Annotated in this window: 15 protein-coding genes; 12 read left to right on the top strand and 3 right to left on the bottom strand. The window is 40.4% G+C overall.

Annotated features, from left to right (window positions below; all coding sequences use genetic code 11):
• Nucleotides 1-54 precede the first annotated feature (54 nt).
• Nucleotides 55-789 (top strand): dienelactone hydrolase family protein, encoded by a 735-nt coding sequence (locus tag ACTRWE_RS04605; protein WP_033103836.1) that lies wholly within the window; start codon nucleotides 55-57, stop codon nucleotides 787-789.
• 6 nt (nucleotides 790-795) lie between these two features.
• On the opposite strand, the gene ACTRWE_RS04600 is transcribed toward ACTRWE_RS04605, so the two are convergent.
• Nucleotides 796-1,713 (bottom strand): LysR family transcriptional regulator, encoded by a 918-nt coding sequence (locus ACTRWE_RS04600; RefSeq protein WP_033103835.1) that lies wholly within the window; start codon nucleotides 1,711-1,713, stop codon nucleotides 796-798.
• Between the two features lie 156 nt (nucleotides 1,714-1,869).
• Here ACTRWE_RS04600 and ACTRWE_RS04595 point away from each other — a divergent pair, with 156 nt between their 5' ends.
• The 4 genes from ACTRWE_RS04595 (at nucleotide 1,870) to ACTRWE_RS04580 (ending at nucleotide 5,605) form a co-directional block, all read left to right on the top strand.
• The gene (locus tag ACTRWE_RS04595) at nucleotides 1,870-2,553 is read left to right on the top strand and encodes a type 1 glutamine amidotransferase domain-containing protein (RefSeq protein ID WP_033103834.1); all 684 of its coding nucleotides are present in this window, start codon (nucleotides 1,870-1,872) and stop codon (nucleotides 2,551-2,553) included.
• A gap of 113 nt (nucleotides 2,554-2,666) precedes the next feature.
• A complete protein-coding gene (locus tag ACTRWE_RS04590) occupies nucleotides 2,667-3,272 on the top strand; it encodes a rhomboid family intramembrane serine protease (protein WP_008464672.1) in 606 nt (201 codons plus the stop codon).
• 17 nt (nucleotides 3,273-3,289) lie between these two features.
• Entirely contained in the window at nucleotides 3,290-4,132 is an 843-nt protein-coding gene (yghU, locus tag ACTRWE_RS04585; RefSeq protein ID WP_462879561.1) for a glutathione-dependent disulfide-bond oxidoreductase, read from the top strand.
• A gap of 171 nt (nucleotides 4,133-4,303) precedes the next feature.
• Nucleotides 4,304-5,605: an MFS transporter gene (locus ACTRWE_RS04580; protein ID WP_033103831.1), complete on the top strand. Its 1,302-nt coding sequence runs from the start codon at nucleotides 4,304-4,306 to the stop codon at nucleotides 5,603-5,605.
• Between the two features lie 41 nt (nucleotides 5,606-5,646).
• On the opposite strand, the gene ACTRWE_RS04575 is transcribed toward ACTRWE_RS04580, so the two are convergent.
• Both ACTRWE_RS04575 and fucP read right to left on the bottom strand, forming a co-directional pair.
• Nucleotides 5,647-6,255, bottom strand: coding sequence for a flavin reductase family protein (locus tag ACTRWE_RS04575; protein WP_033103830.1), 609 nt, complete (start codon nucleotides 6,253-6,255; stop codon nucleotides 5,647-5,649).
• Between the two features lie 131 nt (nucleotides 6,256-6,386).
• The gene (gene fucP, locus ACTRWE_RS04570) at nucleotides 6,387-7,694 is read right to left on the bottom strand and encodes an L-fucose:H+ symporter permease (RefSeq protein ID WP_033103829.1); all 1,308 of its coding nucleotides are present in this window, start codon (nucleotides 7,692-7,694) and stop codon (nucleotides 6,387-6,389) included.
• A 226-nt stretch (nucleotides 7,695-7,920) separates the two neighbouring features.
• Here fucP and ACTRWE_RS04565 point away from each other — a divergent pair, with 226 nt between their 5' ends.
• The 7 genes from ACTRWE_RS04565 (at nucleotide 7,921) to ACTRWE_RS04535 (ending at nucleotide 16,679) form a co-directional block, all read left to right on the top strand.
• Nucleotides 7,921-9,138, top strand: a complete 1,218-nt coding sequence (locus ACTRWE_RS04565; RefSeq protein WP_100218334.1) for an ROK family transcriptional regulator — start codon at nucleotides 7,921-7,923, stop codon at nucleotides 9,136-9,138.
• A gap of 234 nt (nucleotides 9,139-9,372) precedes the next feature.
• Nucleotides 9,373-11,961, top strand: a complete 2,589-nt coding sequence (locus tag ACTRWE_RS04560; protein WP_024597027.1) for a TonB-dependent receptor — start codon at nucleotides 9,373-9,375, stop codon at nucleotides 11,959-11,961.
• Nucleotides 11,962-12,024: 63 nt separating this feature from the next.
• On the top strand, nucleotides 12,025-13,017 hold the full coding sequence (locus tag ACTRWE_RS04555) for a carbohydrate kinase family protein (protein WP_033103828.1): 993 nt from the start codon (nucleotides 12,025-12,027) through the stop codon (nucleotides 13,015-13,017).
• A gap of 445 nt (nucleotides 13,018-13,462) precedes the next feature.
• Complete coding sequence (locus tag ACTRWE_RS04550) at nucleotides 13,463-14,971, top strand: cryptochrome/deoxyribodipyrimidine photo-lyase family protein (RefSeq protein ID WP_033103827.1); 1,509 nt, start codon at nucleotides 13,463-13,465, stop codon at nucleotides 14,969-14,971.
• 2 nt (nucleotides 14,972-14,973) lie between these two features.
• Nucleotides 14,974-15,108 carry a DUF2256 domain-containing protein gene (locus tag ACTRWE_RS04545; RefSeq protein WP_076921450.1) on the top strand — a complete coding sequence of 45 codons (135 nt, stop codon included), beginning with the start codon at nucleotides 14,974-14,976 and terminating at the stop codon, nucleotides 15,106-15,108.
• A 124-nt stretch (nucleotides 15,109-15,232) separates the two neighbouring features.
• The gene (locus ACTRWE_RS04540; RefSeq protein WP_033103826.1) at nucleotides 15,233-15,661 is read left to right on the top strand and encodes an OsmC family protein; all 429 of its coding nucleotides are present in this window, start codon (nucleotides 15,233-15,235) and stop codon (nucleotides 15,659-15,661) included.
• Between the two features lie 256 nt (nucleotides 15,662-15,917).
• Nucleotides 15,918-16,679 carry an EAL domain-containing protein gene (locus ACTRWE_RS04535; protein ID WP_033103825.1) on the top strand — a complete coding sequence of 254 codons (762 nt, stop codon included), beginning with the start codon at nucleotides 15,918-15,920 and terminating at the stop codon, nucleotides 16,677-16,679.
• The last annotated feature ends 70 nt before the right edge of the window (nucleotides 16,680-16,749 follow it).

The following is a 16,749-nucleotide window of genomic DNA, read 5'->3' as shown; positions in this document are numbered from 1 at the left end:
TTTTATCGCGCTCAGTTACCATATATTTTATATATGATTTAACTGAGCACTTTTATGATCATCCAACACCACCATGCTGACTTGCCTACCCCAACGGGGTTAATGCGCACTACGGTTTATCGCCCACACGCTCACGGGCAATTCCCAGCCATTATTTTTTACTCTGAGATTTTTCAGCAAACCGCGCCTATTGCTCGCAGCGCCGCTATTTTGGCAAGTCATGGTTTTGTGGTACTTGTGCCAGAAGTATTTCATGAGCTTAACCCTATCGGGACAGTGCTTGCTTATGATGACGAAGGTAAAGATAAAGGCAATAACGATAAATGGGCAAAACCGCTTGAATCTCACGACAGCGATACCCAAGCGTTAATCGACTTTGTACAAACACACGATTATTGTACTGGCTCTGTGGGTGCAATGGGTGTTTGTATTGGTGGGCATTTAGCGTATAGGGCCGCATTAAACCCCGCAATAAAAGCTGCTTTTTGCTTATATCCCACTGATATTCATAGCGATACTCTTCCCGCACAAAAAGGGAATAATTCATTTGAACGTATGGCCGATATACAAGGTGAAATCCACTTTATTTGGGGAAAACAAGACCCCCATGTGCCACAACAAGGTCGCGACAAAATTTATCAACAAGCGGTTAGTACGGGTATTAATTACCAATGGCAAGAAGTGAACGCGCAACATGCCTTTATGCGTGATGAAGGCGAGCGGTACGACGCAGCACTTGCTATCACCATGTATCAGCAAGCCGTTGCTTTGTTTAACCGAGTGCTTTAAGCGCTATTATTTAAGCATACCTAATGCGGTATGTTGCTTTACAAAATACGCTTTTAAATAATCAATAAACAAACGCAGTTTTTTAGAGCCCGCCGCCCCAGGCGGGAACACCCCATAAAGCTCAATGTCTTTGCTTTTATAATCATCAAGTATAATTTGCAGCAAACCCGCTTGTACTTTTGGCCATGCATCATAAAGTGGAATACGGCCAATACCATGCCCCGCCTCTACAAACGCAGTGCGTGCAGCAGCGTTATTGGTGCTTAAACTACCTTGCATTGTAATATCGACCTTTTTGCCTTCTTTTTGTAAGGTCAGCGTTTTACTGCCTAATTGATAAACCACCCATTGATGCTTTGCCAACTCATCGGGTGTGGTGGGTTTACCAAAATGCGCAAAATAATCGGGCGCACCACAAATACAGGTACTCATAGTAGTGAGCTTAGTGGCTTGTAAGTTCGAATCGCGCAGTGCAACCCCTCTAATTGCAAAATCAAACCCGTGCTTAATAATATCCACCACATCATCAGTTAGCTGTAAATCTATATCAATTTTAGGGTACTGACGTTTAAAGGTATTTATTGCCGGTACAATTAACTGCATCCCTACATTTACTGGGCAACTTATTTTTAATAGCCCTTGAGGTTCACTTTTTATATTTTCTATTTGCTGATTAGCGGCATTAGCTTGCTCTGTAATAACACGGCAACGCTCATAATAGGCCATTCCGGCTTCGGTTAACGCCATGGTGCGGGTAGAACGGTTAAGTAGCGTCACTTCGAGCTGTGTTTCTAATTTTTTTAAGTGATAACTCGCTACGGCACGGGTCAGCCCTAATTGTTTTGCCGCTGCAGTTAAGCTGCCCTGCTCTACAATTTGTGCAAATACCACCATACTTTTTAACTGTTCAAACGAGACTTTCATAGGTGCTCCAATGCGGTTTTAACTTCAACCCTCTTATTGTATCAATTATTGAATCAATTAAGTTAAATTTATCATCGTTGTTTAAAGCTCTCTTAGTGCATATAGTATTTACCAAGCAAGATTAATTAATTTAAATCATCATAAGGAATACCTTACATGGCTAAAAAAATACTAATGGTTCTTACATCACATGCAGAGCTTGGTAACACAGGCGAAAAAACTGGTTTTTGGGTAGAAGAATTTGCAGCCCCTTATTACGCATTTGTTGATGCAGGTATTGAAGTAACATTGGCTTCTCCAAACGGCGGTCAGCCACCGATTGACCCAACTAGTATACTTGCTGATTTTCAAACTGAGGCAACCAAACGTTACGATGCAGACAGTGGTGCACAAACACTGATGGCAAATACCAAAGTTTTAAGCGAAGTAAACTCTTCTGATTACGACGCCGTATTCTACCCTGGTGGTCACGGCCCTTTATGGGATTTAGTCGATAACACCGATTCTGTATCGCTCATTGAAAGCTTTATTAAAGAGCAAAAGCCAGTCGCTGGCGTGTGTCATGCAAGTGCGGTATTTTTAAATGTTAAAGACGCTGATGGCAATGCATTAGTCGCCGGTAAAAAAGTAACGGGCTTTACTAACAGCGAAGAAGCTGCTGTACAACTTACTGACATTGTTCCATTTTTAGTTGAAGACGAACTTATCAAAAAAGGTGGCGATTACCAAAAAACCGATGATTGGGGCGTACTTGCTCTAGAAGATGGTTTATTAATCACCGGTCAAAACCCAGCAAGCTCTGAGCTAGCAGCTAAAAAATTACTTACCAAGCTTGGTTAATTACAATTAATCAGTATAAAAAGCACAGTTTAATCGCTGTGCTTTTTAATTTGCTTTTCATTACTCACCACTATTCCTATACTGGCCACTCTTAATATAAATAAGGGCACCGTATGCAAAATAAACCATCCACCTTGTCGTTACTTAGCAGCACCCGTTTTGCCATTATAAGCATTGTGACTATTTGTTTTGTGTTGCAACTAATTAATAGCCTGCCAGGCATTAGTTTAAATGGTTTAGGTATTTATCCCAGAAGTATTCAAGGGTTGGTTGGTATTCTTTGCGCTCCCTTTTTACACGGTAGCTGGTGGCATTTTGCTAGTAATATGCTGCCCTTCATTGTTTTAAGCTGGTTAATTTGCCAATACAGCGTAAAGCGTTTTTATAGTGTATTTATATTCACCGCATTAGTCGGTGGATTACTGGTATGGATGTTTGCTCGTGGCAATATTCATGTCGGCTTAAGTGGCGTTATTTATGGGTTATGGGGATTTATTTTATGCTATGGCATTGTAAGACGTTCTTTTAAATCTATTTTTATAGCCGTGGTGGTGGCCTTTTTATACAGTGGCTTTATTTGGGGCGTGTTACCACAGCGGTTTCACATCTCGTTTGAAAGCCATCTGTTTGGCGCACTTAGTGGATTCTTTTTAGGGTATAAATTAGCAAAAGCAGATAAATTAAAAGCAACAACGGGCAAAGCAAATACGCACGTTTAAACTATTAGAGGCTATTTATGAGTGATAACAACGACTACACCCCAGCAAAAGTATGGACATGGGACAATGAAAGTGGCGGTAAATTTGCAAACATTAACCGCCCAATTGCAGGTGCAACTCACGATAAAACACTGCCTATTGGCAAACATACATTTCAGCTTTACTCATTAGCGACCCCCAACGGGCAAAAAGTCAGTATTATGTTTGAAGAGCTATTAGAGCTTGGTATTACTGAGGCTGAGTACGATGCTTATTTAATTAATATTGGTGAAGGCGATCAGTTTGGCTCTGACTTTGTTGATATAAACCCGAACTCAAAAATACCCGCGCTGATGGATCATTCAACCACACCGCCAACACGCATATTTGAGTCAGGTGCTATTTTACAATACTTAGGCGAAAAATTTGATGCCTTTATTCCTAACGATCTCAAAGCCAAAACAGAGTGTCGTAACTGGCTATTTTGGCAAATGGGCTCAGCACCTTACTTAGGCGGTGGGTTTGGCCACTTTTACAGTTATGCACCGAGTAAAATGCAATACCCGATTGACCGCTTTACCATGGAAACTAAGCGCCAGCTTGATGTACTAAACCGCCATTTAAGTGACAACGAATACATGGCAGGCAGTGAATATTCAATTGCCGACATTGCCATATGGCCTTGGTATGGCTCACTGGTATTAGGCGACTTATACGACGCCGCCGAGTTTCTAGATGTTGCATCTTATACCCATGTGGTTCGTTGGGCTAAGCAAATAGCAGCGCGTCCAGGTGTAAAACGAGGTCGTCGCGTTAACCGTACGTGGGGAGCAGAAGAAGAACAAATGGCAGAGCGCCACAGTGCTCGTGATTTTGAATAAGACGCTGCTTTAGTACAAACAAAAAATCAGCGCTTAGCTGATTTTTTTGTGTTTATTTGGGGTTCCTTTATTCTTAGCTGGTAAAATGACTTTGTAATCCCAACAGTAGAAAAGTTAAGCATACCATCTTAATATATATAAATATTTGTACTTATACAGCGGTAAAATAGAGTGAAAAAACTGACAAAAGAACAAATCTATAAACGCTTAAACAATGAAGAAGACGCCCGAGCTTGCAAGGCCATCGACGACAATGCCTGTCAGGAAGTACCCGGTAATTTTATTATTTTACTCATTAGCCAGCTGTTTAGTAAATTTGCCGATGCACTGCTTAATCCAAAAATAACGCTGCCATGGTTAATGCAAAGCTTAAATGTACCAGCGAGTTTTATTGCTTGGTTAGTACCAATCAGAGAATCGGGTTCATTGCTGCCCCAACTTGCTATTGCTAACGTTATTCGCAAACTCCCCGTTCGTAAATGGGTATGGGTAATAGGTGCAGTGATACAAGCAGGATGCATTTTAGCCATGGTTGCGGTGGCGTTTACCCTCAAGGGCGCACAAGCAGGCTACGCTATTATTGGCTTATTAATTTTATTTAGCCTTGCCAGAGGGTTTAACTCTGTCGCTGCAAAAGATGTGCTGGGCAAAGTTATTCCTAAACAGCAACGCGGTAATATTAGCGGGCTTGCTGCGAGCATTGCCGGTTTTGCCACCTTAACGTTTGGTCTCATGATGTGGTTTTTTTCACAGCAAAAAGATCAAGACATTGTGATCATCGCTTTACTACTGGGTGCATTAATGTGGCTGATTGCCGCGTTTTCTTATGCACAAATTAACGAATATAGTGGCGCTACCGAAGGAGCTAATAATGGCCTATTGCACGCGTTTTCAAAGTTAAAAATTTTATACCAAGACAAACAGTTTGCGCATTTTGTTATTACACGTGCCTTACTGCTTTGTTCAGCATTGAGTGCCCCTTTTTATATTATTTTAGCCAGTAAACAGTCGTTTGAATTTTCTTTACTTGCCACCTTTATTGCCGTTTCCGGCTTTGCAAGCCTAGTCTCAGCGCCGATTTGGGGGCGCTTAAGTGACTTATCTAGCCAGCGAGTGCTGGTACTTAGTGCCACTTTGGTTACCATTAATGGGCTGGCTGTATTTGTTATTGCAACTTGGTATAACGAGCTGCTACTAAATTGGTGGGCTATGCCTATTTTGTACTTTTTACTCTCAGTTGCGCATCAAGGAGTGCGCTTAGGGCGAAAAACGTACCTCGTCGATATGGCAGAGGGTAACAAACGCACCGATTATGTGTCGGTTAGTAATACCGTTATTGGGGTTTTATTACTGATGTTGGGCAGCATAGGCTTATTAGAATCGTTTTTATCAACCGCAGAGCTTATTTTGCTTTACAGCGGATTAGGTTTTTTGGGGGCAATGAGTGCACTGTTTTTACCAAAAACAGAGTAAATAGCGCGCTGTTTAACCTAATGTAATTAAAACGCTCACCTTTAAAGTTGTGGGCGTTTTAATACAAACTTATCTTTAGTGGTGCTAAAGTAATCGCCGCCCATTTTGCCCACTGCATTTAATAATTCAGGGTCAATATAGCCACCACTCATCACTTCATCGTCTATACAAATACCCACTACATCCAGCAACATCATTTTTCCACCGCCAGGCTCATTTGAAATACTAATAACTTCGCGTAACTTACATTCAAACCGTACTTTTGAATCGGCAACGCTTGGCGCGTTAACTAACTTACTTGGAGCTTGGGCAATGTTAGCTGCATCAAACTCGCTTATATCACTAGGATAATTTGCACAACTTTGGTTCATTTTTTCAACTAGCTCTTGGCTGACAATATTAACCACACATTCTTTAGTTGCCATTAGATTACTAAGCGTATCTTTATTCGTTTTATCACTAGGGTTTACTTGCGTAACACTTAAAACAGCTGGCTTGCAACTAGCCACAGTAAAAAATGAATAAGGCGCAATATTTGCACTACCTTCGCTATTTAATGTACTTATCCATGCGATAGGCCTTGGGCTGATACCGCCTACTAAGTAAGAGTAAACATTTTGGTTGGTATTTTCGGTGAGATCTAAAAACATATTTTTTCAACTAAATAAGAATATCAACATGCCTAATATCTTAATCCGATGAAGGTTGGGGTTAAAGAAGATTTACAAATGAGAAAAGTTAAAAAGTAAAACCGAGCCTTCAGGCTCGGTTTTCAATCCATTTAGCAAGGCGCTACATTATTGAATACTCTGACTTTTGTTTTTAAATCAAATGCAGCATAAGCTGCAACAATAATAAAACACCCCGCAGGCACAACATAAGAAAACGCGACACTGTATGTATCAATAAACACAGCTTGGAATACAGGAATTATCGCTCCACCTAAAATAGCCATTACTAAACCAGCAGCACCTAGTTTTGCATCATCGCCTAACCCATGTAGTGAAATCGCGTAAATAGTTGGAAACATTAACGACAAGCAAGCCGATATACTTACCAGCGCCCATACGCCACTTATATTTGGCATTTTCACCATATAAAAACACAGCAGCATTGCAATAATAGAGGTTGCCATTAACAGTTTGGCAGGACGAATAAATCCCATAAGCCAGGTCATTACAAATCGAGAAACTAAAAAGGTGATCATACTGTATTGTAAAATACTTCCCCCAGTAACTTCATTTGTATCGAGTGCCTCCATTACGTACTGGATGGTAAATGTCCATACACAAGTTTGCGCCGCAACATTAAAAAACTGGGCGATAACACCAAAGCGGTAATGGGTATTTTTAAACAAGCGCTTAAACGTTGCACTAAATTCTACATGCTTAGAGACTTTTTTTTGCTTACAAAAATTAGGTGTTTTAGTAAACGCAATTGCCAACCAAATAAAAACCAACACACAAGCCATACCAACATAAGGCACCATAACTGCATCAAGTTCTGCGCTTATAATGCTAGTTAATTGCTCACTATTCATATTTGTGCGCTCACCAGAGGTTGCGGTATTGAGCTTTGGTAAAATAAGGGTAGCGGCTAAAAAAACACCAATGTTAGTACCGACAGGGTTAAATGATTGCGCCAAATTCAACCTGCGAGTTGCACCTTGTTGGGTGCCCATTCCCATTACATAAGGGTTTGCTGATGTCTCTAAAATAGATAAGCCTCCAGCTAGCACAAACAAAGCCACTAAAAAAAAACCATAAGTCATTGCTTGGCTGGCGGGATAAAACAAAAATGCTCCGATTGCAGCCATCCCTAAACCGGTTAACACACCTGTTTTATACGAAAAGCGTTTATTGATATATGCCGCCGGAATAGCTAGGCAAAAGTAAGCTCCATAGTAGCTAAATTGTACCAATGCAGACTGCACTGACGACATAGTAAAAATTTTACTAAACACTTTTACTAGCGGATCAGTCATGTTTGCCGCAGCTCCCCATGCAGCAAAGCACAGAACAAGTAAAATAAAGGGAACCACCATCTCCTTGGAGACAAGAGGTGTTTGTGTGTGTGTGTGTGTGGTCATTGCCGTGTCTCAGTTGTTAATGTTAAGTAAAGCATTTAACCAGTTAAATATCATTCCGTCAATAAATCAACTATAGTTATTTATTGACCTCCTGTGACTTATTTATACTCTGTCGTAAATTTAATAATAAGAAATGAACCCGGCAATAAAGCTAATATAGTCGCCAATTACACACACTCGGTGTACAATTAATCAGGTTATTCAAGATAATAACAACTAGGTAGGAATAATTATCAAATCTAAAAACCCTCGACTCTCTTTACAAGAAGGCCGAAGCCAATCTGGCCTGCGTGCTCATAATGAACGCCGAATTATGTCATTAATTCGCCAACACGGTAGTGCTCCAAAAGCTGAAATTGCACAAAAAACAGGGCTTTCAGCACAGGCCGTCACAGTAATTATCAATAGTTTAGAAGCCGAATCGTTATTAATACGGAAAGACCCTCAGCGTGGTAAGGTTGGCCAACCAACCATCCCATTTGCGTTAAATCCAGATGGTGCATTTGGAATTGGCTTAAAAGTAGGTCGTCGCAGTTTTGATTTAACCTTGATTGACTTAGTAGGAAATATACGCGCAACTTTGCACGAAAACTGCGCTTACCCCACAGTACAGAGCTTGCTAACCTTTTTAGAGAAAGGGATCAGCGTACTTAAAATGAGCTTAAGTGACGAATTAGCCAAGCGTATCTTAGGTGTGGGTGTTGCAACCCCTTACGAAATTTGGAACTGGACAGAAGAAGCCGGCGCTCCAAAAACAGTATTGAATGAATGGAAGTCTTTTGATTTTAAAGAAAAAATAAATCAAATTGTACACCTTCCCGTGTATGTATGTAATGATGATACTGCGGCTTGTTCAGCTGAATTAAGCTTTGGTAATCCTGCTCGTTTTAGCGATTTTTTATATATTTTTATTGGTACTTTTATTGGTGGTGGAGTTGTTATAAACGAAACCTTATTTACTGGTAAAAAAGGTAATGCCGGCGCTATAGGTTCATTACCTAGGCCTATGCTTAATAGTGAAGGACAACTAACCTCCCAACAACTTATTATGCAATCATCACTGTATATTCTCGAAAAAATGCTCAAAGGTGATGGCTACAATACTGACATACTATGGAGTTCAAAAGAGTATTGGGGAGACTTAGGCCCCGTACTCGATAAGTGGATAGACCAAGTTGCAGATGGCCTCGCCTACGCGGCATTGTGTTCTTTAGCTATTTTTGATTTTGAGGCAATTGTCATTGATGGCGCCATTCCTATCAATGTCAGAGAAAAAATAGTTTTGGCAACAAAGTTAAAATTGAGCCAGGCTGATCATCGCGGTATTAATCGCTGTGAAGTACAAAGTGGCTCTATTGGCGCCAAGGCTCAATCAGTAGGCTGCGCTAACCTTCCGTTACTTATCAACTTTTCTCAAGATCACGCAAGCCTTTCACACCACTAATATACTTTAAAGTTAAAAAGCAGCCATCGGTAACGTTGGCTGCTTATTTATTTTTTATCAGAGGTAAAAAATTCACTTAAACAATCAAAAAGCTGTACAAAAAATAATAAGCAATAATAGTTGATTTATTATTTTAAGTTCTCTACATTCTATTTACAAATTTGATAACACTGACATGTTTGATTAATAAAACCGCAAATTTGTATACACACACAACAAAGAGAGAACAGAAAAATGAAAGTATCAGCAAAAATGACTCTAATTGCAGTCGCTGTAGGTCTATCCATATCCCCTAGCGTCTTGTCACAAGAGCAACAAGAAGCAAAAAGTGATTTAGGGTTTGAGCGCATTATTGTAACGGGAACATCTCGGCCAAAAGAGAAAATCGAATCAACTAATGCAATAACTACCTTTAACGAAGCAAAGTTAGAGCAATTGGCTCCGCACAGTGTTGCTGAATTAGTGCGAAGTATTCCTGGTTTTCATGCCGAAGACACCGGTGGAGAAACCGGTAACAACGTAGCCCCACGAGGCTTTCCGTTATCAACGCAAACAGAGTTTACAGCACTACTTCGTGATGGTATGACCGTGTTTTATAATCAAGATATTTTATTTACTCAAAATGATCGCTTTACCCGTTTGTCTAATTTTGTTGGCAGCGTTGAAGCTATTCGTGGTGGTGCCTCGTCAATTTTTGTTGGTAGCGCGCCAGCTGGGTTTATTAATTTTATTTCTCGTGAAGGCTCCGATGATACCCAAGGTGATGTGTTTTTTGAAACCAACAGCAACAACCGCCTAGGTGGACAAGGTTGGGTTAGCGGATCAATAGACGATCAGACAACCTATGCTGTTGGCGCTTGGTATCGCAAGGATGACTCCGCACGCGATCCGGGGTATACAGCTAACCAAGGTGGTGAGCTTAATGGCAATATTAAGCACTTTTTTAAAGATGGCAGCGGCTTTACCCGCTTTGAGTTTAATAAACAAAACGATAGATCATTCTTTTTTATTCCTCAGCCATTAATAGGCTCAACCACCAATGCTAAAACAATCCCAGGCGGAATGGATATCAGAGATGGCACCACCGGTAACTCAGCAGGTGCGCGTTTATTAACTCTTAATAACACCCCAAGCGGCGACATTGATTTGGATATTGCAGATGGTAACTACGCTAATGTGACCTACTTTGGCAATACAACCGAAATTGAAATCAACGAAAACTTAGTCTTTTCAAATCAAATGCGTTATACCGATATGCTAACAACCTTTACCGGCATCATTAACGTAGGTAACGCCGAATCGTTAGCTAGTAAAGCACAAGCTATATATGCTGCAAATACTGATGTCCTTGCAGGTGCCATGGTTGATGGTAACCTAAGTTACGATATACGCGATGCAGGAAACGGCTTTGTATTGGCTGATTCAAGCAACGTAAATACCTACAACACCAATGGATACGGAATAAACGCAGGCTTTTGGCATAGACGTTTTGAAGGCGATAACTTTCAAAACGAAACCAGATTCAACTACACCTTTGATGATGTAGGCGAAGGGACTCTTTATGCTAATTTTGGCTTATTCTTCTCTAATATTAATGGCCATGTTACCGACTATCGAATTAATACACTGCAATCAGTAGAGCCCCTGCCGCAGCGCTTAGATGTTGTATTTACAGATGCACAAGGTCTTGACATTGCCAGCGGTACTTACAAAGGTATTCAGGCTGGATCACATGGTTTTGCCGATATTGTTTATAGTGAAAATACCCTTGCGCCCTTTGCTGACTTTGAATACGAGCTTGAAGATGTGTCGTTTAATCTGGGCCTAAGGTACGAAACCCTCAAAGCAGATGGGGAAGCGCAAAACCAAGCTAATTACACAATTGACAGTTTTGCCAGCGATACTGATACCGTCAATGGGAATATTACCCTGCCCTTTGGTGATGGGACTTACCGAAACTTTGATGTTGAATACAACGAAATGGCATGGACAATTGCAGCTAACTACAAATTTAACGACGACTTAGCGGTATTCACTCGATATGCAGATGGTTTTCGTATGCCTGATGTAGATAAATACATGGCGATTACCAACCTAACTAGTCAAGAGGAAATTAATCAATTTAATAACTCTGAGAGACGCGAAACACAACCAGCTTCAACGGTAATGGCCGAGGTGGGCATTAAATATAACGAAGGTGATGTCGCAGCATTTGTAACCGGTTACTTCGCCGCTGCGGATGATTTATTCTTTAATGTACCTACTGTTGAAAATGGTCAAGTAGTGCAACGTCAAGCCTTTAGAAACACAGAAACCTTAGGTGTAGAAGCCGAATTTAACCTGCAAATCACCCAAGACTGGCGCATTGGTGTATCTGCAACGTACCAATCACCCGAGTTTGTAAACACACCAGCGGCGCAATACTTGGATGCTAATGGAAGCTCTGCCTCTATTGATATAAACGGCAACTTACCTGTACGTGTGCCTAAGCACTTTGGCCAATTAACTAGTAGCTATCAGTTTGAAGATTTTTCGTGGGGTATGGCAGCTATTCATGGTAGCTACTCTTGGAGCGGTAAACGTTATGCCGACGACGCCAACACAGCAGAACTGCCTATGTATGGCATGTTAAACCTTGGTTTATCCCTTGAAAACGAAGACGGTTATTACCTTCGTGCCGATGTTAAAAACCTAAATAACTCAGAAGGCTTATCAGAGGGGGATCCTCGCGCAGGTGAAACGGTAGCAGGTCAAGCAACTACATTTAATGCGCGCGTTGTCTTACCTCGTACCTTTAGCCTTACTATTGGTAAGCGTTTTTAATTTTACTCTAATCTAGGGTATCGTCATGCAAAGCGATACCCTCGCAATTTTTAGGAAAATATAATGGAAGTAGTTGCAATTGGTGAAGCTTTAATAGATATACTCTCACATGACTGCATGCACAATAAGGCATCAAATAGCGAACTAGACTTCACACAGTTTGCCGGAGGCGCACCCGCTAATGTTGCTGTAGCCGTAGCAAAGCTTGGTGGTTCAAGTTATTTGCTTGGTAAAGTAGGCAATGATAAATTTGGTCGCTTTTTAATAAATGCACTCAAAATGTATAATGTAAACACATCTTATGTTGGCTTTTCAAAAAAAGGGAAGACGGCACTCGCGTTCGTATCGTTGGATGAAAACGGTGAACGTACATTTGAATTTTACGATAAAGATGCTGCACATTACGATTTACAAATAACCGATTTAGAGCCCTCTTTATTTTCAACACCTAAAATTGTGAGTTTTTGTTCAGGCTCTTTTGCAAAACCTTTAGTATTAAATACAACCTTACATGCGCTAAAACACTTTAAAGAATCAGGCTCGGTTACATGCTTTGACATTAACTTTCGTTCAGCCTTCTGGGATGAACCACTCACAGCTAAATCTGTTATTGAGGATGTTGCTAAAACAGTTGATATTATTAAAGCGAGTAAAGATGAGCTGATCTCGCTTTATGGAATAGAGCATATTGATACCACTATTAGAAGTTGGGTAGATAGTGGCGTAGCTTTAGTTTTAATGACCGATGGTGGCGAGCCTATTACTTTTTCATCTAGCTCATTTAGTGGTACTTATCCTTGCCCTAAGGCATATGTTGTGGATACCACAGCTGCAGGCGATGCGTTTGTAGGTGGTTTTTTATATCAAATATCTTCGCTAGTGAGTAATAAAACAGAATTTACTGACTGGGCAAATAACTTTACTAACGTTTCAAAGGCTATCGACTTTGCTACTAAATGCGGAGCCAAAACAGTAGCAACGTTTGGAGCCTTTGATGCCCTACCTACATACCATGATATCTCGGCGAGTACCCTTAAATCTTCGTGTCGATGTTAAAAACCTAAATAACTCAGGAAACTTATCAGAGGGAAGTTTCACTCAGGTGAAACGGTAGCAGATCAATCAATTATATTTAATGCGCGCGTTGTCATATCTCGTGTCTTTAGCTTTACTATTGGTAAGCGTTTTTAATTTTACCCTAACTGAGGGTATCGTCATACAAAGCGATACCCCCGCAAGTTTTAGGAAAAGATAATGGTAGTAGTTGCAATTGGTGAAGCTTTAATAGGTGTACTCTCACATGACTGCAAGTGCCAAAATTGCTTAAGTATCACGGTAATTCTCCCTATTTATAATACTTCTTTTATTGGCGACTCATTTTAGTATCACCTTAACATGAGTTGCCTATATCAAAATCGTTTTTACACTAGTCTTCTTTTACATTTAATACGTATTGGTTTTGTCCTATTATTTATAATGCCACGGTTTTAATATTGCTAGTATGAAAGAAAAAATAAACATAGTCTGGTTTAAACGTGACTTACGCCTAAGCGATCATCAGCCTTTAAAAAATGCGTTTAGTAATGGCCTGCCTACCCTCTTAATTTATAATTTCGAACCTTTACTGCTTGACGATGCGCATTACAACGAGCGGCATTGGCGCTTTGTATATCAATCTATTTGCGACTTAAACACCCAGTTGGCTCGCTTTAACAGCCGCGTGTATATCTTTAATGAAGATATGCAAACCCTGCTTGAATCGCTTCACTCGCAGTTTGAAATCACAAACCTCTTTAGCCACCAAGAAATAGGGCTAAACAATACCTTTGAGCGTGACATAGCAATTAAAGCCTGGTGCCAACACCATCATATTAACTGGTTAGAGTCGCCAACGGGGGCTGTGATACGTGGCAAAAGAAATCGCAGTAATTGGAACGAGCGCTGGCAACAAACCATGCAAGCACCTATTGCTATACCTAATTGGAAACAAATAAAACCACTTGCTCTTACTGATTATCAAACACCTATACTGCCGAGCGCCTACACGCAAGATAATGAACATTTTCAGCACGGGGGCCCTCGACTTGCCCGTGAAGTAATGCAAAGCTTTTTTGCTGAACGCGGTAAGAGTTATCAAAAAGGAATATCCAGCCCAAGCTTAAGCCGTACACATTGCTCTAGGTTATCGCCCTATTTAGCGTGGGGGAATATCAGCCTGAGGCAAGTGTATCAAATGGCGATTGACGCATACCATAGCACTTCTGCTGATAAAAAAGGGTGGAAGCGCCCACTTGCCGCGTTTGTATCACGCTTGCATTGGCATTGTCATTTTATGCAAAAGTTTGAAAGCGAATGCACCATGGAATTTAAAGCGCTAAATCCGGGTTACCATGCATTTCCGTATCGTGATGACGCCCAGGTTACTAGCGATATTAAACGCTGGGCACAGGGGCAAACTGGTATTCCTATTATTGATGCCTGCATGCGCTGTTTAAAAGCCACCGGTTATATTAATTTTAGAATGCGCGCTATGCTGGTTAGTTTTGTAACGCATCATTTAAACATCAGCTGGCAACAGGCAAGTTTTCCGCTGGCTAATTACTTTTTAGACTTTGAACCGGGGATTCATTACCCACAAATTCAAATGCAAGCCTCTGTCACCGGTATTAATACTATTCGTCATTACAACCCAATTAAGCAATCGGAGGATAAAGACCCAACCGGTGCGTTTATAAAAAAATGGTGCCCTGAACTTGAAAAGCTCCCCATTGAATATTTACATCAACCTTGGGAGCAAACGCCCATGGAAGCGCTATTTAACGACTTTAAACTAGGTGAAGACTACCCTGAGCCGATGCTTGATTTAACCACCGCCTCAAAAGAAGCCCGCGAACGGCTATGGCAATACCGAGAGCGGCCCGATGTAAAACGTGCTATTCATGCCATACTAAAAAAACATGTAGCCATCACTCCCTCGGTACGTAAATCCAAAAAGCAGTCAGGCAAATAACTATGGCACATAAAAAACTAACCCTACCTGAAAAAATATGCCCTGTGTGTAATAAACCGTTTGCGTGGCGTAAAAAATGGCAACGAGACTGGGATAACGTTATTTATTGTTCTGAGCGATGTAAACGTAGCAAATAGAGATTGGCGTTTATCTTGCAGCCTCCATGTTACTACGTGCATTTTTAAGCAATTATCGGATTATTTTACATACAACTGATATCAATGCTGAAAAATTTACATTAATCGCAACAAGGAGAACATGATGACAATTAAAAAAACGGCAAGCTCAAATTGGTCTGGCGATATTAAAAGTGGTAAAGGCACTATATCAACTCAAAGTGGTGCTCTCGATAACCAGCCGTATGGGTTTAATACTCGCTTTGAAGATAAGCCAGGCTCAAACCCAGAGGAGTTAGTGGGTGCAGCACATAGTGCCTGTTTTGGTATGGCTTTATCGCTGGCACTTGGTGAAGCGGGCTTTACCGCTGAGAACATGAACACCGAAGCAGTGGTTAGTTTAAATGAAGTGGATGATGGCTTTGCCGTGACGCACATTGCCCTTGAAGTAAATGCAACCATTGCAGATATTTCAAATGAGCAATTTCAAGCATTGTGCGAACAAACCAAAAAAGGCTGCCCTATCTCAAAATTATTAAATACTGAGATTTCGCTTAACGCCACACTTAAGTAAATACCGAGTGTATTAAGCTAGGCGCAAAGCGCTTAAAGCTCATGAAAAGTAAGGTTATGCGCATGTAAAAAAGCCATAACCTTATTGCTACTTTTTCATTAATCATAGAAATAAAGGCACTATTTAATCGCAGTGAGTTACAAAAAGGTTAAACAAAAACAGTTAAATAGATTATGTAAAATATCAATACTTTGTTAGGATTAAGGGCAGGCTTAACCACACCTTATTTTGTAGGTTAAAACAAAGGGTACGATGAATGAATGATAAATCACTAAATTGCGAAAAAGTATCTTGTAGCAATTGCGCTGATTCGAATGAACTAGATTTTGACTTTACCATGGCATTTCAGCCTATTGTAAATTGTCAAAATAATACTATTTTTGGATATGAAGCACTTGTCCGTGGTTTAAATAATGAATCTGCCTACTCTATCATTTCTCGCGTTAACGATACTAACCGCTATACGTTTGATCAGTTATGCAGAATTAAAGCGATTGCACTTGCATCAAAGCTAGGTGTAGATTCGATGCTTAGTATTAACTTTTTACCAAACGCTATCTACAAGCCAGAGCGTTGTATTCGTACCACCCTAGAAGCCGCTAAAAAGTATAACTTCCCTACAACAAATATTATGTTTGAATTTACAGAAGTCGAAAAAATAGAAGACAGCAGCCACGTTGAGCGGGTTGTAAGCTACTACCAAGAATTAGGCTTTAAAACAGCTACCGATGACTTTGGCTCAGGCTATTCTGGATTAAACTTACTAGCTGACTTTCAAACAGATATTATTAAACTCGATATGGCACTTATACGCGATATCGACAAAGATACAAAACGCCAAACTATTGTGCGTAACTGTTTAAATATGTTTAAAGAGCTAAACATAATGGCGTTAGCTGAGGGTATTGAAACAGTTGAAGAATATCAATGGTTAAAAAATGCCGGTATTGATTTAATGCAAGGCTACTTGTTTGCAAAACCTGGGTTTGAGTGCTTACCAGACGTTAATTTTCAATAACATTTAGTTGTTATAAAAAAACCGCCACAAAGGCGGTTTTTTTCGTATTTGCTATGCAATAACCCTAATT

The organism is Pseudoalteromonas sp. G5_S1_54_S4 (assembly GCF_054968565.1).
The sequence above is the reverse complement of the archived record's forward strand: the minus strand, read 5'-3'. Positions and strand labels throughout refer to the sequence as shown.